18 protein-coding genes are annotated in these 17,754 nt (G+C 40.4%); 13 read left to right on the forward strand and 5 right to left on the reverse strand.

Annotation, left to right across the window (positions count from 1 at the left end; all coding sequences use genetic code 11):
* Nucleotides 1–192: 192 nt before the first annotated feature.
* From LMU01S_RS04655 to LMU01S_RS04670, 5 genes are all read left to right on the forward strand, one after another.
* The gene (locus LMU01S_RS04655) at nucleotides 193–1,221 is read left to right on the forward strand and encodes a YeiH family protein (protein WP_004051605.1); all 1,029 of its coding nucleotides are present in this window, start codon (nucleotides 193–195) and stop codon (nucleotides 1,219–1,221) included.
* Between the two features lie 124 nt (nucleotides 1,222–1,345).
* A complete protein-coding gene (locus LMU01S_RS04660; RefSeq protein ID WP_056959221.1) occupies nucleotides 1,346–1,825 on the forward strand; it encodes a FeoA family protein in 480 nt (159 codons plus the stop codon).
* A complete protein-coding gene (gene feoB / locus LMU01S_RS04665) occupies nucleotides 1,822–3,954 on the forward strand; it encodes a ferrous iron transport protein B (RefSeq protein WP_056959222.1) in 2,133 nt (710 codons plus the stop codon). Before LMU01S_RS04660 ends, feoB begins: the two co-directional genes overlap by 4 nt.
* Complete coding sequence (locus tag LMU01S_RS10255; RefSeq protein WP_076148919.1) at nucleotides 3,939–4,100, forward strand: FeoB-associated Cys-rich membrane protein; 162 nt, start codon at nucleotides 3,939–3,941, stop codon at nucleotides 4,098–4,100. The genes feoB and LMU01S_RS10255 overlap by 16 nt, the downstream gene beginning before the upstream one ends.
* 158 nt (nucleotides 4,101–4,258) lie before the next feature.
* Complete coding sequence (locus tag LMU01S_RS04670) at nucleotides 4,259–5,908, forward strand: phosphoenolpyruvate carboxykinase (ATP) (RefSeq protein ID WP_056959223.1); 1,650 nt, start codon at nucleotides 4,259–4,261, stop codon at nucleotides 5,906–5,908.
* Between the two features lie 57 nt (nucleotides 5,909–5,965).
* Here the strand turns inward: LMU01S_RS04670 and LMU01S_RS04675 are convergent, their stop codons facing one another.
* Together LMU01S_RS04675 and LMU01S_RS04680 are read right to left on the reverse strand one after the other, a co-directional pair.
* Nucleotides 5,966–6,478 carry an LURP-one-related/scramblase family protein gene (locus LMU01S_RS04675; RefSeq protein WP_004051613.1) on the reverse strand — a complete coding sequence of 171 codons (513 nt, stop codon included), beginning with the start codon at nucleotides 6,476–6,478 and terminating at the stop codon, nucleotides 5,966–5,968.
* A 35-nt stretch (nucleotides 6,479–6,513) separates the two neighbouring features.
* Complete coding sequence (locus LMU01S_RS04680) at nucleotides 6,514–7,383, reverse strand: Cof-type HAD-IIB family hydrolase (protein WP_056959224.1); 870 nt, start codon at nucleotides 7,381–7,383, stop codon at nucleotides 6,514–6,516.
* Nucleotides 7,384–7,521: 138 nt separating this feature from the next.
* Between LMU01S_RS04680 and LMU01S_RS04685 the strand changes: the two genes are divergently transcribed.
* From LMU01S_RS04685 to tsaE, 3 genes are read left to right on the forward strand one after another with little or no spacing between them, the layout of a single operon-like run.
* Entirely contained in the window at nucleotides 7,522–8,226 is a 705-nt protein-coding gene (locus LMU01S_RS04685; RefSeq protein WP_056959225.1) for a uracil-DNA glycosylase, read from the forward strand.
* Nucleotides 8,227–9,204 carry a phosphate acetyltransferase gene (gene pta / locus LMU01S_RS04690; RefSeq protein WP_056959226.1) on the forward strand — a complete coding sequence of 326 codons (978 nt, stop codon included), beginning with the start codon at nucleotides 8,227–8,229 and terminating at the stop codon, nucleotides 9,202–9,204.
* A gap of 1 nt (nucleotide 9,205) precedes the next feature.
* Nucleotides 9,206–9,658 (forward strand): tRNA (adenosine(37)-N6)-threonylcarbamoyltransferase complex ATPase subunit type 1 TsaE, encoded by a 453-nt coding sequence (gene tsaE, locus LMU01S_RS04695; RefSeq protein ID WP_056959227.1) that lies wholly within the window; start codon nucleotides 9,206–9,208, stop codon nucleotides 9,656–9,658.
* 147 nt (nucleotides 9,659–9,805) lie between these two features.
* Here tsaE and LMU01S_RS04700 read toward each other — a convergent pair whose 3' ends face one another.
* Together LMU01S_RS04700 and LMU01S_RS04705 are read right to left on the reverse strand one after the other, a co-directional pair.
* On the reverse strand, nucleotides 9,806–10,345 hold the full coding sequence (locus tag LMU01S_RS04700) for a 3'-5' exonuclease (RefSeq protein WP_056959228.1): 540 nt from the start codon (nucleotides 10,343–10,345) through the stop codon (nucleotides 9,806–9,808).
* 29 nt (nucleotides 10,346–10,374) lie between these two features.
* Entirely contained in the window at nucleotides 10,375–11,136 is a 762-nt protein-coding gene (locus LMU01S_RS04705; RefSeq protein ID WP_056959229.1) for an exodeoxyribonuclease III, read from the reverse strand.
* Nucleotides 11,137–11,258: 122 nt separating this feature from the next.
* Here LMU01S_RS04705 and murB point away from each other — a divergent pair, with 122 nt between their 5' ends.
* Nucleotides 11,259–12,164 (forward strand): UDP-N-acetylmuramate dehydrogenase, encoded by a 906-nt coding sequence (gene murB, locus LMU01S_RS04710; protein ID WP_056959250.1) that lies wholly within the window; start codon nucleotides 11,259–11,261, stop codon nucleotides 12,162–12,164.
* A gap of 101 nt (nucleotides 12,165–12,265) precedes the next feature.
* Here the strand turns inward: murB and LMU01S_RS04715 are convergent, their stop codons facing one another.
* Entirely contained in the window at nucleotides 12,266–12,946 is a 681-nt protein-coding gene (locus tag LMU01S_RS04715; RefSeq protein ID WP_004051634.1) for a DUF1361 domain-containing protein, read from the reverse strand.
* A 172-nt stretch (nucleotides 12,947–13,118) separates the two neighbouring features.
* Here LMU01S_RS04715 and cdaA point away from each other — a divergent pair, with 172 nt between their 5' ends.
* The 4 genes from cdaA to LMU01S_RS04735 all read left to right on the forward strand — a co-directional run bounded on the left by cdaA (nucleotide 13,119) and on the right by LMU01S_RS04735 (nucleotide 17,453).
* Complete coding sequence (gene cdaA / locus LMU01S_RS04720) at nucleotides 13,119–13,964, forward strand: diadenylate cyclase CdaA (RefSeq protein ID WP_056959230.1); 846 nt, start codon at nucleotides 13,119–13,121, stop codon at nucleotides 13,962–13,964.
* Nucleotides 13,961–15,109 carry a CdaR family protein gene (locus LMU01S_RS04725; protein ID WP_056959231.1) on the forward strand — a complete coding sequence of 383 codons (1,149 nt, stop codon included), beginning with the start codon at nucleotides 13,961–13,963 and terminating at the stop codon, nucleotides 15,107–15,109. Before cdaA ends, LMU01S_RS04725 begins: the two co-directional genes overlap by 4 nt.
* Nucleotides 15,110–15,140: 31 nt before the next feature.
* Nucleotides 15,141–16,499 carry a phosphoglucosamine mutase gene (gene glmM, locus LMU01S_RS04730; RefSeq protein WP_056959232.1) on the forward strand — a complete coding sequence of 453 codons (1,359 nt, stop codon included), beginning with the start codon at nucleotides 15,141–15,143 and terminating at the stop codon, nucleotides 16,497–16,499.
* A gap of 645 nt (nucleotides 16,500–17,144) precedes the next feature.
* Nucleotides 17,145–17,453, forward strand: coding sequence for a hypothetical protein (locus LMU01S_RS04735; RefSeq protein ID WP_004051641.1), 309 nt, complete (start codon nucleotides 17,145–17,147; stop codon nucleotides 17,451–17,453).
* Nucleotides 17,454–17,754 lie beyond the last annotated feature (301 nt).

Here is a 17,754-nt window from a genome sequence, read left to right on the forward strand (position 1 = left end):
TAATAAATGTTTAAGGCTAGATTAAATTCTAGCCTTTTTTAGTGCAAAAAAATCACTTATAAGTTATTATATTAATTGTTAAATACTTATTTGTTTTTATTGTGTAAAACCTTTAACTATAGGTTTTATCAATAAAACAATACAAGATATCTAATATATATAATAAATATTTTAGGAGTGATTTTATTGCAAATGCTAAAAACGCGTTCCTTTTGGAATGCAGCTGTTTTAACTTTAGCTTGTGCCTTATTAGGGGTACTTTTAGCTAAGTTGCCATATTTAGAACTAGTTGGAACTTTAGTGATCGCTTTAGTGCTAGGAATGGCACTCCAAGTAAAACCAAATTGGGTGGAAGCTTCCAAACCAGGAGTAGGTTTTATTTCAAATAAGTTTTTGCGACTTGGGATCATTTTACTAGGCTTTAGGCTCAATTTGATGAAGTTAGCCGATGCTGGGATAAAAACGATCTTGATCGCGATCTTCTTAGTTACGGTGACGATCTATCTGACCTATTATTTATGCGAACGCTTTGGGGCTGAAAGTGATCTGTCGATCTTGACCGCAGCTGGTTGTGGTGTTTGTGGAGCTGCAGCGGTTATGGGTGTCTCACCACAGATCAAAAATGATGGTGTCGATGAAGAAATTAAACGTGAAAATGAAGTACTTGCGATCGCAGTTGTCTGTGTCATGGGGACTTTATTTACACTGATCGAGATCGGATTAAGACCGCTCCTTCACATGACTGATTCACAATTTGGGGTCATGGCAGGTGGTTCTTTACACGAGATCGCTCATGCGGTAGCAGCTGGTAGTGCTGGTGGCACGATCAGTTTAGATGACGCTTTGATCATGAAACTATCACGTGTCTTGTTATTAGCCCCAGTTGCCTTAGTGATCGGTATCTGGTATCAAAAACATTTAGCTAAAAAAGGACAGTTAAAACAAAGTACGGGTGAAAAAAATAAATTACCGATCCCGTGGTTTATGGCAGGATTCCTGATCTCAAGTGTTATTGGAACGTTTATCCCACTACCGACCATTTTACTCGATTCATTAGTCCAAGCTGCCTATATCTTTTTAGGAATGGCGATGGCTGCATTAGGGATGTCGGTCAACTTCCATGTGATCGCTAAACGAGGTAAAAGCGTATTTACAGCATCTTTGATCTCTTCGGTCGTATTATTGATCTTAGCTGCTGGTGCTGCTAAATTATTCTTCTAGTTAATAGCGTACTATCTGAGGATAGTACGCTATTTTTATAGGTCTTTGTTTGAAATGAAAGCGGAATTATGCTATTTTTAAATTGTAATTGAAAATGATTCTCAATTAGAATCGGGGTGAGATAATGCAAAAATTATCTGAAGTAATGACGCGGGGCAAATATGTTGTAAGTCAAGTAACAGCTGAACATCAATTAAAAAAACGTCTCAGTGAGATGGGGATGGTGCGGGGGAAAATCTTGACTGTGATCACTCAAAATATGCACGCCAATGGGGTGATGATCCATTTTCAAGGGCAACGTCTAGCTTTGAGTGATAGTATTGCGAGTTGCATTGAAGTTTTAAGTATTAATGAGCTAACAAAGCAAGAATTAAAACCACTTTCCCAGTTGAACTTAAAACAAAGCTGTTTAGTTGCCAAGATAGGTGGTAAAAAAGAATTAAAGCGGCGTCTGATGGATATGGGCTTGACGCAAAATACTTTAGTTACCCTAGTAAATACAGCACCATTAGGCGACCCACTCGAGATCTTGTTACGAGGCTATAAGCTGACCTTACGTCGATCTGAAGCTGAGTTGATCATGGTAAGGGAGATAAGCATATGAAAGAAATAGCACTAGCTGGAAATGCTAATAGTGGTAAAACGACTTTATTCAATTATTTGACCGGAGCTAATCAACGCGTTGGAAATTGGCCGGGAGTTACAGTCGAGCGCAAGGCAGGATATTTAAAAAAGGATAAGGCGATCTTATTGCAAGATCTACCCGGGATCTATTCACTATCACCATATACACCAGAAGAATTAGTAACGCGCAAGTATTTATTGGAAAAACGACCAGATAAGATCGTTGATGTGGTTGATGCGACCAATATCGAGCGCAATTTATACTTAACTTTGCAATTATTAGAAACTAAGATACCACTTGTAGTGGCTTTAAATATGGCTGATCTCTTAAATAAACAAGGACGACGGATCAACACGAAAAAATTGGCTTATCTTTTAGGGATCCCAGTGATCAAGATCAGTGCACTCAAACGAAAAAATATCGATACATTAGTTGGTGAGATGCAAAAAAAACAAGCCACACCAGAGATCATTCCCAAATATGATCCACGGTTAGAATCAGCCTTAGCTCAAATAGCCAAACAGTTACAGGGAATCGTAGCCAAAGATGAGTTGCGGTTTTATGCGATCAAATTGTTTGAACGAGATGAGCAGATCCAAGCTGAATTGAAGTTAGATGCTAAACGTCAAGAAACGATCGCTTGCTTGATCCAAACAGCAGAAAAAATTTTTGATGATGAGAGTAGCAGTATTATCATTAATGCCCGCTATGACTTTATTTCACGGGTCATGGACCAATGTGTGATCGATGAAGGTGATTTTTCCCTGAGTATCTCTGATCGGATCGATCTTATCGTGACGAACCGTTTTTTGGCGTTACCGATCTTTTTTGGAGTCATGTGGGTCGTTTATTATTTATCGATCCAAGTTATTGGAACAGCTGGCTCGGATTGGCTAAATGACGTTTTATTTGGGAAGTATATCCCCAATTTTACCGAAGAACTGCTTAGATCTTGGCATGTGGCGCCATTTATGCAAGGTCTGATCATTGATGGGATCATCGGAGGGGTCGGAGCGGTGCTTGGTTTTTTACCGCAGATCATGATGCTTTTTTTATGTTTAGGGATCTTAGAGGACTGTGGCTATATGTCGCGGATCGCTTTTGTGATGGATCGGATCTTTCGGCGTTTCAACTTGTCAGGTAAATCGTTTATTCCGTTATTAGTCTCTACGGGCTGTGGCGTTCCGGGGATCATGGCGACGCGGACGATCGAAGCAGAAAAAGATCGTAAGATGACGATCATGCTAACGACTTTTATGCCATGTTCAGCTAAATTGACCGTGATCGCTTTGATTGCGGGGACTTTTTTTAAAGGTCAGAGTTTAGCTGCTCCAGCGGCTTATTTTTTAGGGATCATAGCTGTGATCGGGTCGGGGATCTATTTGAAAAAAACCGCTTTATTTGCTGGTGATCCCCAACCATTTGTGATGGAGTTGCCTGCGTATCATCTCCCAAAGTTAGATAATATCGTGCGGTATGTTTGGTTAAAGAGCAAAGGTTTTGTTCAAAAAGCGGGAACGATCATTTTTGCTTCGATGGTCGTGATCTGGTTTTTATCAAATTTCAATTTTAGATTAGAACAAGTTCCAGAAGAAGAAAGTATGCTAAAGGGCCTCGGAAGCTTGTTAGCTCCAGTATTTGTGCCTCTTGGTTTTGGAGATTGGCGTGCCGTCTCAGCTGTTTTAACTGGCTTGATCGCTAAAGAAAATTGTGTAGCGACACTTCAAGTAGCTTTTGGCAATCCACCCCAAGCGCGGTTTGATCAACTTTTGATAGCAGCCTATACGCCAATGGCAGCTTATGCTTTTTTGGCGTTCAATCTCTTATGTGCGCCGTGTTTTGCTGCGATCGGAGCAATGCATAAAGAATACGGCGATGCGAGTTGGACATGGCGTGCTATCGGTTATCAAACATTTTTAGCTTATTTAGTAGCTATGTTGATCTATCAGATCTCAGTACTTGCAAGCGGTAATTATTCCATCTATAATGTGGTACTTGTTTTATTAGGGATCACATTGATCGTTTACGGTTTGTTTATCAAAAAAAGTAAACCGCAACCGTTAGAACAAACAATAGAAATGAGGGGTTCAGAATGGTCGCAACGGTGATCTTGGGTTTGGTGATCTTTGGGCTAGTAGCATGGGTCGTGTATACTAGGATCATTAAGCAAAAAAACAGCGAATGTGGTTCGTGCCATAATGTTGGCTGCCCACTGGTCGATGTTCAAAAGATCGATAAAAAAGAACATTTATAGATTTAAAAGAGTGAGAAGGGAATTCTTACTCTTTTTTTAAGGTGTAAAATTTAACTATTTTGATACGATCTGTGCTAAACTATTCTTGTTAATGTAAGTGCTTTAATTGTTATTTTTAAAGCTTTCTTAAATATTTAGAGAATGGGGCGTAGAGGAAGATGAGTACACGTGAAAGATTTGAAACGACTGAGATAAATGGACGTAATCGCTTGTTTTCAACAACTAAAACGATCATTGAGACTGCCTTTTATGGAAATAATGTTCAGGCGGTAACTGACTTAAAAATGGCATATGAGTTAGCCAAAAAAAGTCCCAAAACGATCGTGACCGATCAACCGATCAAACATACCAGTGAACTAGGCTTACCTAAAAATGCTGTGATGTTAGTCGATAATCATGGGCGTGTTGTAGGTAGGACAGCAGCTGCAAGGCAGATCTTAGGGCGCCCTGGAGTAGATAATGCTGAATTAGAAGCTGTTTTACGTGAAGCAGTCTATCAAGGTGAAGCGCGTCAGTTTTATCAAGCACAAGCGATCGTAGGCTTGGATGAAGAGTTCATGTTAAAAGCTCATTTAATGGTACCACAGGGCTATGAGCTCAATTTGCTATCGTATTTACTGAATTTTCAGATCCTTAATGCAGAGTATGCTAAGCGCTATGCCACCTCCAAACCGTACAGTGAAGACGATATCTATCTCTACTGTGATCCCGAATGGCATGATCCTCAATATCCAGACGGCTTAGCGCTATTTGACCCTGAACATAATGTAGCTGCGATCTTAGGCTTACGTTATTTTGGTGAGTTAAAGAAGGCAACTTTGACACTGGCTTGGGCAACAGCGCATCGTAATGGCTATACCGCTTGTCATGGAGGCGAAAAGACATTTCATTTCAAAGACAAACAAGATAAAGTCTTTGCTTTCTATGGCCTTTCAGGTTCAGGAAAATCGACCTTGACCCACGCTAAACATGCTGGAAAGTTTGATGATATCACGATCTTACATGATGACGCTTTTATAATCGACCGTAAGAATGGGAGTTCGATCGCCCTTGAGCCAGCGTATTTTGACAAGACAAGTGATTATTTACCTGGTTCAAAGGAAATGGAGTACTTCACTACGGTAATGAATGTCGGAGTCACCCAGGATATGCAGGGGAAAAAGACCTTGGTGACAGATGATCTGCGCAATGGTAATGGTCGGACGATCAAGTCGCGTTATTCAGCTAAAAATCGGGTCGATCGTGAACAAGCACCATTAGATTCGATCTTTTGGATCATGAAAGATGATAGTTTACCACCAGTCGTTAAATTATCAGATCCAGTGATCGCAGCAACGTTTGGACTAACTTTAGCAACTAAACGTTCAACTGCGGAAAATGTTATCGGTGAATCTCGGGATAAGTTAGTGATTGAACCTTTTGCCAATCCATTTAGAGTTTATCCATTGACTGAAGATTACCACGACTTCAAGGAGCTTTTTGAAAAACAACAGGCTAATTGTTATATCATCAATACGGATTCGTATAATGGTAAAAATATCGACAAAGATACGACTTTAGGTATTTTAGAAGCGATCGCCAACGAAACGGCTGAGTGGACTAAATTCGGCGCTTTACCACAGATGAGTTATCTAAGTATTCCAGGGTATGAAGTTGATCTAAATGATGCCACTTATGCTAAAAAATTACGCCAACGTTTGCAAGACCGGCTAATTTGGGTAAATAATTACACCAAGACACATCCTAAAGAAGAATTACCAGTCGAGATCACCACAAAATTAGAAGAATTGATCACGAAACTGAACTAAAAAAAGAGCATTCGAAATTTTTAAAATTTCGAATGCTCTTTTTATCAGTGTGTCAGGTCACCAAGCTAATTTGCCATAGTAAGCTTTATTTTTAGCTTTTAGGTCAAGACGTGCCCAGTAATCGAGGATCGCAGCAATACAAAAACATAGCGGTTCATCGGCCTGTTCAGCAATATGAAATTCTAAGGCATTCCCAGTAGCTGTTTGAACTTCTGAGATCGTCATAATACATTGGCGTCCATGGTAGACTTTATAGTTAAATGTCATCAAATTACCGATGATAAACCAATTGAGCCCTTTGACAAAGAGCATTTCATGGCTGATACCATAATAACGTCGCAAAGAACCAACATGGTGGCGTCTGTCATAGAGATCAAACTTTGGGAAAAAGCCAAGAGTCCGCTGTTTGATCTCAGCTAGTCGTTCACCAGTAACGTTATAGACTGATAAGACGCCAGGTGAAAGGCCCCACTTGCCAACTAATAGGTAGATCAGGCGACCAGAACTATCTTTGATGCGGATGGTCCCACGATTGGATAGTTCGGTGCGTCGAGTATATAGATTGCGCACATTAAGCACCTCGCTCTTGCTAGCACTGATTGACTTTAATTTTTCTTGGCCAAAACTTCTTCGATCGCGATCCCGGCGCCATCTTCGGTGTTAGGAGCAGTGATGTATTTAGCCAACATCTTCACTTCATCACTGCCGTTACCCATAGCATAACTGATCCCAGCGGCTTTGAGCATTGAGACGTCATTGTTGTTATCACCAATTGCCATTACATTGTCCATTGGGATATTCAAGCTATCCGCATAAGCTTGGAGTGCGACACCTTTTTGAGCATTGACGTGGTTGATCTCAATATTTCCAGGGCCCGAAGAGGTGATCACAAGATTGTCATTTTTAGAAAGTTCATCTTTGATCGGTCCTAAAACTTTTTGCCCTTCAGGACTAAAGACCACGATCTTGCCGATGACAGTTTTAGGATCATCAACTAGGTCCATATAGTTGTCAACATAATTGATATTCATAAGTTCCATTCGAGCTGAAGCTAAAGTCACCGCTAACTTATAAGGTGTATCAGGACTAATGCTGGCTAATAATTCAGCAAAGTTTTCGATCCGTTTAGCCTTATTATCAGAGCAAACGCCTTTAGCTGTGATCACTTCAAAGTAGAGCCCATTTTTCTTCAAAGTCAACATGATCTTTTTGGCAATGGAGTCTGGGATCGGAGCAGCGCTGATCTCTTTGCCGTTTTCGTCTAAAACAAAGGCACCATTCAAAGTGATCATTGGGCAGTTAAAGCCTGCTTCAGTGATCAACGGCTTAACTTCATCATAAGCACGCCCAGTTGAAACGATAAAATGGACGCCTTGTTTTTGTGCTTCCTTGACTGCAGCAGCATTTCGTTTGGAAATGACCATTTTGTCGTTTAACAATGTTCCGTCCATGTCAGACGCAATAATTTGAACCATAGTATAAAATCCCACCTTAATTTATCTAATGACTTCATTCTAACATGAAAGTAAAAATTTTACACACTCAGTACTTGTAAGCGCTAACGATGTTATTATTTTTAAGTTATGGTAAAATTAATGCGAGGTGTAATATTATTGAAAGAATTGATTCATAATGATTGGCAGCAAGTTTTAGCGCCAGTGTTCGAATCGGAAAACTATGCCAAATTGCATAACTTTTTAAAATATGAATATGGTCATTACGTGATCCATCCGGATATGTACCACATCTTCGAGGCCTTTGAATGGACGCCTTTTTCACAAGTCAAAGTGGTGATCTTAGGCCAAGACCCGTATCATGGACCCAAACAAGCTCATGGATTGAGTTTTTCAGTGTTACCTGGAGTCAAGATCCCACCGTCACTGCAAAATATCTATAAAGAATTGCAAAGCGACTTAGGGATCGCACCGGTAAACCATGGTTATCTCGAAAAGTGGGCTAAACAAGGTGTATTATTGCTCAATTCGGTCTTAACTGTTCGGGATGGGCAAGCATTTTCTCATCGTGGTCAAGGTTGGGAAGCTTTAACGGATCTAGCTATCCAAGAATTATCCAAGCGACCTATGCCAGTTGTATTTATCTTGTGGGGAAAAGCAGCCCAAAATAAGCTGGCTTTGATCGATCAGAGTAAAAATGTAGTCATCATGTCACCACATCCGAGTCCATTATCGGCAAGTCGGGGATTTTTTGGGTCAAAACCATTTTCAAAAACGAATGCAGCCTTAGAGGCAATGGGGGAAACACCGATCGACTGGCAATTGCCACAGACCGTAAACGTGTCACAAAAAGGAGGATTTTAAATGGAGATCTTAGAAACATTAAAGCAAAAAGTAAGTAAGCAACCTCTGACGTTGGTCTTTCCAGAAGGAGATGATAGTCGGGTCGTAAACGCGGCTGTTCGCTTAGCAAAAGAAGAATTATTGACACCGATCGTGTTAGGCTCTAAAGAACAAGTCCAAGCGCATAGCCGTGAGCCGTTACCACAAAATTTACAGGTTTTAGATCCAGAAACTTATCCTAAAGAAGAATTTGATAAGTTAGTTGCAGCTTTTGTGGAGCGTCGCAAGGGAAAAAATACGCCAGAGCAAGCTGCTGAGATGTTAAAAGACGTAAACTATTTTGGTACGATGCTGGTTTATTTAAGTCAAGCAGATGGAATGGTCTCAGGTGCGATCCACTCAACTGGGGCGACCGTTCGACCAGCTTTACAGATCATCAAGACAAAACCAAATGTTAGACGGACGAGTGGGGCTTTCTTGATGTTACGTGGCGATGAAAAATATATTTTCTCAGATTGTGCGATCAATATCGATCCTGATGCTCAAGATCTAGCTGAGATCGCACTCGAAAGTGCTAAAACCGCACGCTTATTTGATATTGAACCACGGATCGCTTTGATGAGTTTTTCGACTAAGGGCTCGGCTAAGTCACCATTAGTTGAAAAAGTGGTCGAAGCGACTAAGATCGCGCAAAAATTAGCTCCTGAAGAAGCGATCGATGGCGAATTACAATTTGACGCTGCTTTTGTGCCAGGGGTCGCTGCCAAAAAAGCACCTGAATCACCGGTAGCTGGGAAAGCCAATGTCTTTGTCTTTCCGGAATTGCAATCAGGCAATATCGGATATAAGATCGCACAACGTCTAGGTGGCTTTGAAGCCGTCGGTCCGATCTTACAAGGGTTAAATCGCCCAGTTTCAGACTTATCACGGGGATGTGACGAAGAAGAAGTCTATAAAGTATCATTGATCACCGCCGCACAGGCAGCAGATGGGAAGTAACATGGAATTTCAAGTAAATAATGCAGAACAGACACAAGCACTCGCGCAAAAATTGGCCACATATTTAAAGCCACAAGATCTTATCTTGTTAGATGGTGATCTTGGAGCGGGAAAGACGACTTTTACCAAGGGGTTAGCTAAGGGGCTTGGGATCAAAAAAAATGTCAAAAGTCCGACTTTCACTTTGATCCGTGAATACCATGAAGGGCGTTTACCGCTGTATCATATGGACGTTTATCGTTTAGAAGATACTGGTGGGGCTGATCTGGGGTTAGAAGAATATTTTGATGGTGAAGGTGTCAGTGTAGTTGAGTGGTCACAATTTGTCGCCGATGAACTTCCAGCACAATATTTGGTCGTCAAGCTGTTAAAAGATGAAACAGATGATGATAAGCGCACATTAGTCTTTGAACCCCATGGTGCTCGCTATGAACAGCTGATAGCTAATTTATAGCTGGTAACAAGGCTGTGAAATGAGACGCTATCTGGGCTTTAAAATAATAGTTTTGTTTGCTAATACAACAGCAAGGGACCTACCATGATGTTTGATCGTGATAGGTCCCTTGTTGTTTATCCGGTGTTGACCATATTGGTGCTTTTGTTATTTATTGTATTGACGCACAAAAGGCTTTAATTTTGTTGGACCAAATTCTTTAACTTGGTGTAATAAGATCTCAGCACAAGCATGACTATCAAAAAGCGCATTGTGGTGATGTTTTAGGTCGATCCCTAAACTATCACAAACGGTGTTTAACTTGTGATCAGGTAGATCTTGATAAAATTGCTTACTAGTTTTGACGGTATCTAAAACCATAAAGCTCGGTGTTGCTAGATCATAAGTAGCTAGCGTTTTATTTAAAACACTACAGTCAAATGGTGCATTATGGGCTACCACTAATTGATCTGGGGTAAAAAAGCTACTGATGTGAGGCCAAAGTTCTGCAAATGTTGGGGCATTGGCGACATCTTTGGCTGTAATGCCGTGGATCTTGGTGTTAAAGCTCGAAAAGTTAGTCTGTGGATCGATCAAAGAATAAAGCTCATCAACGATCTGACCATCGCGGACAACAGAAAGTGCTAATGAGCAGGCACTACTTCGTTTAGCATTAGCAGTTTCGAAATCAAAAGCAATAAAATTCATTGATAACTTCCTTTCATATCATAACAAATTCAATTTAGTTCATCGGTTTCCAGTAATATTGGACAGTGATCAGAACCTAAGATCTCAGGTAAAAGCTGGCTGTCTTTTACTTGGGGAAGTAAAGCATTGGAGCAGATGAAATAATCTATCCGCCAGCCAGCATTGCGTGATCTAGCATTGAAACGATAGCTCCACCACGAGTAAGCCCCAGTTTTATCAGGGTAGAAGTGTCTAAAAGTATCGGTGAAGCCCCGCGCTAATAAAGCAGTCATTGCTTGGCGTTCTTGGATACTAAAACCAGCATTTTTTTGATTTGGCTTAGGATTTTTGAGATCGATCTCATTATGAGCAACATTTAGGTCACCACATAAGATAATTGGTTTTTGGGATGCTAAGTCGGTTAGATAGTCACTAAAAGCCGCTTCCCATTGAAGGCGAAAATCCAAGCGCTTTAATTTATCTTGCGAATTAGGGGTATAACAGTTTACAAGATAAAAATCTTCATACTCTAGCGTTAAAACACGACCTTCTTGATCGAATTCAGTGATCCCAAGACCTTTGGACACAGTTAGTGGTTTTTTCTTGGTAAAGATGGCTGTACCTGAATAGCCCTTTTTTTGCGCATAGTTCCAATATTGATAGTAATTAGGGAGATCTAGGTCAACTTGACCTGCTTGGAGTTTGGTTTCTTGTAAGCAGAAGAATTCAGCATCTAGAGCGGTAAAAACTTCTAAAAAATTTTTCTTTAGCACAGCTCGTAAGCCATTCACATTCCATGAAATAAATTTCATCAGCACGCCTCACTATTAAATAAACTTATTTACCTAAGGATAAGACAAGGACTATCGCAAGTCAAAATAAAAAATGTTAAAATTAAGAAGATAAAAGAGATTTAAAGGTGTAAAACATGACAATGACAATAAATGAAAAAATCATAAATGAATTTCCTGAGATCAAGATCCGTTTAGCTGAACCGTTATCCTTGTACACCAACACAAAAACAGGTGGACCAGCGGATATTGTGGCATTCCCCACAACGGGCAAACAAGCTCAAGCTTTAGTTTTATTTGCTAAGGAAAATGACCTGCCTTTGACTGTGATCGGTAATGCTAGCAATTTGATCGTACAAGATGGTGGCATTCGTGGGCTAGTGATGATCTTAACTGAATTAAATGAGATCTGGTGTGACGGGAGCAAAGTACATGCTACTGCGGGGGCCTCGTTGATCGAAACGACCGAAGTAGCGTATCAACACGGCTTGACTGGTTTAGAATTTGCAGCTGGTATTCCAGGTTCGATCGGAGGAGCGGTCTTTATGAATGCCGGAGCTTACGGTGGTGAGATCAAAGATGTCTTAGCTAACGTTACGGTGGTGACGCCTCGAGGTGAGCTGAAAACTTACACTAACGAAGAACTAAACTTTGGTTATCGGATGAGCCGTTTACAAGCTGAAGACGATATCGTATTAGAAGCCGTTTTTGAATTGGCAACAGGTGACAAACAACAGATCCGGCAACGTATGGATGAACTCAATTTCTTGCGGGCATCTAAACAACCGTTGGAGTATCCATCATGTGGGAGTGTCTTTAAGCGCCCAGTTGGCCATTTTACGGGGAAATTGATCCATGACGCAGGGCTTCAAGGTTTTACGATCGGAGGGGCGCAAGTATCTAAAAAACATGCGGGCTTTATCGTAAATATCGGTGGGGCAACAGCGACAGATTATTTGGCTGTGATCAAGCATATTCAAGCTGTGATCTTAAAAGAATTCGATGTACGCTTGGAGACTGAAGTTCGGATCATCGGTGAAGAAAAATAAAAAATAAGGCTGTAGCAAAAGACCCATCATGACTTTGCATCGTGATGGGTCTTTTGCTATCTGTATAGCACTACTGATTACATTAGTTCGCATACTTTATGTTAGAGAAGCTTATTTTGACTGTCATACTGGTTGATCAACTGGCGGCCAATAGCGATCGCAGCCCAAATAATGAGTTGAATGATCGTCATAAAGATCACAAAGATCAACATGCGTGGGTTCCACATCGCAATGAGTTGCTTGATGACGGCATCAGGCTCGATAAAAAGATAGGCTGTGTGAAGTCGTAAGAAACGCCCCACATAGATCCCGATCGAAGCGGCTAAAGTCAAGATCAAAGCAAGCGATGTGCGCGGGATCCAGCCCCGTAATTTGAAACGGGCTTGAAGTGTTTGAGCAACATGCTCTAAACTCCAGATCCCCATCAGCGCACAACCAAAAGCGCTGGCGACTAGATTGGTAAAATTGAGCCACATGTGAAGATCAAAGCTCATTAAGCCATTAGTGGGATCATACGGATCCATCCGCGCTAAGTGAAAAAGATCAGTGATCACATAAGGGGCATTGGGATAGAATAAAAGCCACAGTAAAAATAACCCCCAGTAGATCAGTTTAGGTTGTGTTTTGTGCATATGCATGGCGATCTCGATCGGAATATAGCCGAGGAATGTATTTAGCAAAAGAAAGCTGTAAAACGATCCTTGCCGATAAACGGTCAAATAAACATAGAGCATATATAGCCAAAACGTGATCCTAACGATCCAAGTCAATTTTTTTGTCATAAAAATCACCTGCCATTATTGCCCTCTATTGTAGCAAAAAACAGGGACGATGAGTAATCTTTGACTCGATTTAGCGAAATCTTAATTATTGGGTGAATAAGTATTCCCTGCCCCAAAGTTTGTGATCCATGCTATAATACAAATTGTTGAAATGTAGCAGAGGGGGGAAATTATGTCTATTGATTGGAGCAATCTATTTTCATGGCAGAATCTAGTTAGTTTACTAGATGTTCTAGTCGTTTGGTATGTGATCTACATGCTAATGATGCTCTTACGTGGAACCAAAGCGGTCCAGCTTTTTCGTGGGATCGTAGTTATCATCTTGATCAAGTTAGCGAGTTGGTATATCGGGCTTGAGACTGTTTCTTGGATCATGGACCAAGTGATCAATTGGGGGATCATCGCGATCATCGTGATCTTCCAGCCCGAGATCAGGCGGGGCTTAGAGCATCTAGGCCGCGGATCGTTGTTTGCCAATTACAATAGGAAAGAAAATGAAGCCGAGATAAAATTGGTCGATGCGCTTGATCAAGCGATCCAATACATGTCAAAACGGCGGATCGGGGCCTTGATCACAGTACAAATGAATACGGGGCTAGATGATTATATCGAAACCGGGATCCCACTGGATGCCGATGTCAGCGGGGCATTATTGATCAATATCTTTATCCCTAATACTCCGTTACACGATGGAGCGGTCATCATTAAAGATAATCGGATCGCCGTTGCTGCGGCTTACTTGCCTTTATCTGAGAGTAATTTGATCCCAAAGGAATTAGGTACCCGGCACCGAGCGGCTGTTGGCATCAGTGAAGTGACTGATGCTTTGACGATCGTTGTCTCTGAAGAAACGGGTGGGGTGACGATCACTAAAAATAATGAATTGATCCGTGATCTAACGCAACAAGATTATCGTAAACTCTTGTATAATGAATTAGTACCAACACAAGAAGAAAAAACGAATGCCGTTGCGCGCTTTTTTACTGAGATCTTTGGTAAGAGGGGGCAAAAACATTGAAATTTGACAAACTTTTAGGTACTAAAAACATGTATCGGTTGCTCTCGCTATTTTTTGCGCTACTCTTATTTTTCTATGTTAGCTATCAAAGGCTAGGAACAACGCGAGTCTCGGATAAAGAGGTTGCTAATTCAAAATTGACAACGACTAAGACGTTATCCCTTAAAGTTCCGTTGACATTAAATGTTGATAATAGTAAGTATTACGTTACAGGTTATCCTGAAGAAGTCAAAGTCGATATTTCAGGACCTAGTGCGCTAGTTACGACATTGGACAATACCCGGAATTTTGAAGTTTACGCTGATCTATCGGATCTAAAATCAGGTACGCACACCGTTAAATTAAAGACAAGTGGTTTCAATAAAGAATTGAGTGTAGCTTTGTCACCTGAAAAGATCAAAGTCAAGATCGCACCTAAAAAGACGGCCAAGATGCCGATCCAGGTCAGATATGATACTAGTTTGATCCAAAATGGTTATGTGGCGGGAAGTCCGTCTCTAAGCACCCAAACAGTTGATGTGACTGGGGCTAAAGCTGATATCGATAAGCTAGATAGTGTAGTAGCTAATCTCAATTTACCTGAAAATAGTCACGGTGATTATGGGCGTACCGTTTTATTACAGGCGTTAGATAAAGAAGGGCATTCCTTACCCGTTAGCTTATCGCCAGAAACGGTCAAAGTCAATTTGCCGATCAGCCAAGCGACCGCAACTAAGGAAGTCAAATTAGAACTAGTGACTGAGAATAATGGCGTTCCTGGCAAAACATATCAGCTTTCAACTGAAACTAAGACGGTCAAATTGCGGGGAACTAAGAGTGCTTTGGATAAGCTAAATAGTTTGCGGGTCCCAGTCTCTGTTACTGGAGTCAATGAATCAACAACTAAGACGGTCAGCTTGAGTCCGACAAAAGCGGGAGTCGCTAGTGTTACGCCAGCTTCGATCGTCGTTCAAATAACAGTTGATGATGAGCAAGACCAAGATTCGCTTGAAAGGGCACTACCAACGAGTTCGAGTTCAAGTAAGGTGGCGGAAAGTACAAGTTCAAGCCAGCAAAGTTCAACGGATGAGCTAAAAAATGATACGTCTGAAACTTCCAGTGCAGCAAGTGGTTCAGAAGTTTCAAGTGATCAAACTACTAATTAAAAATGAGTATATAAAGAAATGAGGATTTAAGATGAAATATTTTGGGACTGATGGTGTCAGAGGAATTGCAAATCAAACATTAACACCAGAATTAGCATTTAAATTAGGACGCTGTGGGGGCTATGTTTTGACGCAACATGCTAAAAATAGTGAACAACCACCACGAGTCTTAGTCGCACGTGATACTCGGATATCAGGCCAAATGTTAGAACAAGCATTGATCGCGGGGCTTCTTTCAGTCGGGATCGAAGTCTTCTCACTGGGTGTGATCACAACGCCTGGTGTTGCCTACTTAGTTCGTTTACAAGCCGCTGATGCAGGTGTTATGATCTCTGCTTCGCATAATCCAGTTCAAGATAATGGGATCAAGTTCTTCGGGGGCGACGGTTATAAACTATCTGATGACCAAGAAGAAGAGATCGAAGCGCTACTTGAAAAAGATGAAGATATTTTACCGCGTCCAGCAGCTGAAGGCTTAGGAACTTTGAATAATTATCGTGAAGGTGCATTGAAGTATACGCAATTCTTGGAACAAACGATCCCCGATGACCTTAGTGGAATGCGGATCGCTGTTGATGGGGCTAATGGGGCAACTAGTTCTTTAGTTTCACGTTTGTTTGCTGATCTTGGGGCTGAATTTGAAACAATGGCTACAAGTCCAGATGGTCTAAATATCAATGCTGGTGTCGGGTCTACTCATCCTGAAGCTTTAGCTAAATTTGTTTTAGAGACTAAAGCTCAAGTCGGAGTAGCATTTGATGGTGATGGCGATCGCTGTATTGCAGTCGATGAATTAGGAAATATCATCGATGGTGACAAGATCATGTATATTTGTGGGAAATATATGAGTGAACGTGGTCGCTTGAAAAAAGATACGATCGTAACGACTGTCATGAGTAATATTGGCCTTTATAAGGCAATGCAACAACATGAATTGAATTCCGTCAAGACTAAGGTCGGTGACCGGTATGTGGTCGAAGAAATGCGTAAGAGCGGCTACAACGTTGGTGGTGAACAATCAGGACACGTAGTCTTTTTAGATTTCAACACGACTGGTGATGGAATGTTGACCGCACTTCAATTATTAAATGTGATCAAACAAACTGGCAAGCCACTTTCAGAGTTGGCTGCCGAAGTGACGACTTACCCACAAGAATTAGTCAATGTTCGCGTGACAGATAAGAAGTTAGCCCTTGAAAATCAAGCTATCAAGGATATTATTGCCCAAGTTGAAGAACAAATGGGCACTGAAGGACGCGTGCTAGTTCGTCCTAGTGGTACAGAAGATCTCTTGCGTGTAATGGCAGAAGCGCCAACTAAAGAATTGGTACACGACTATGTGATGCAGATCGTAGATGTCGTTAAGGCTGAAATGGGTATCGAAGAATAGTCTCAAAAAAAGCAGGTGTATGCACCTGCTTTTTTTGATATCTCACTTTATCTAAATAAATTGATTATGTAATTTAAGACTCTAAATGCCAAGTAGATACAGCTAGTTACGATGAAAAAATAGAGTAGGGCAAATAAGATCGGAACAAACCAAGCATTGGTATGAAACAATACTAACATAGTCTGAAGTTCAGCCTTAGCGCTTTTTGTTTGATCTAAGAGTAAAAAAACTAGACGAACAAGCGAAATGAAGCATCCTAAGTAAAGGCTTGCTTTGAATTGGGTACGATTGATCATGAATAGTAGCCAGGCTATCTGCGTTAGCTTAAATAGCGAATCCTTTCTTTATCTATTACTAAAACGTTTAGACTAGCGAAGCCTAAAGGGTTAGAACTATAGATTTATTATAATATGGATAAGCTGACTTGAGTAGGGATTTTTTGAAGGACAATAAAAATTTAAAAGTTTGAGAGTTAAAGTTTGACATCGCTTTCAAAAAAGTATATTGTGAGAGTGTAAGGTATGATTAATTACCTTCTAATCAATTCTCTTTCTCTCTTATGCCACCGCTGTAGTCTTACTAGAAGCTACAGCGGTTTTTGTGTATAATGAATGGGACTTTTGATAAAAGAGAGGATGCCGTTATATGAAAAGTAATGAAACTTTGAATTTGATCGAAGAGATCACACGTAAAGATGGCACTAAATATTACGAGATCTCCAATATCCCACAAAACGGTCGGGCCGAGTTAGCTGCTGTCCGGGGATTTATTGAGAGTGTTAGGATCTTACAACTGAATATCCCACGTTCAAGTAGTTTGATCAAGTACGAAAAATACATCAACGAGAATTTTGAAATGCCAGCTGAAGATTTTGATCATTTTGAAGAATGGGTAAAAACACCCGAAATGCAAGAAGTTGTAAATACGATCTTGCGGGAAAATCATATTGCATAATTATATATAAAAACCAGAGTCAAGAGATAATATTCTTCAAACTCTGGTTTTTATTTTATCTTTAATATTTTATATATTAGCAAAATATTAACTAAAGGCTTAATTCTTAAAATTTAATTATACACCTTGATAAAGTAGGTATCAAACGAAAACCCCTGTAAAAATACAGATGTTTTTAAATGTCTTAACAGAATGTTATATATTTTTTTGTTAAAAATACAGGGTATATTTCTAATGTTTTTAAAATTGATATGTTATTATGTATATAGGATATGTGTTTATTATTTTGATAAGGAGGAAA

This window comes from Ligilactobacillus murinus DSM 20452 = NBRC 14221, assembly GCF_001591685.1.
GTDB lineage: Bacteria > Bacillota > Bacilli > Lactobacillales > Lactobacillaceae > Ligilactobacillus > Ligilactobacillus murinus.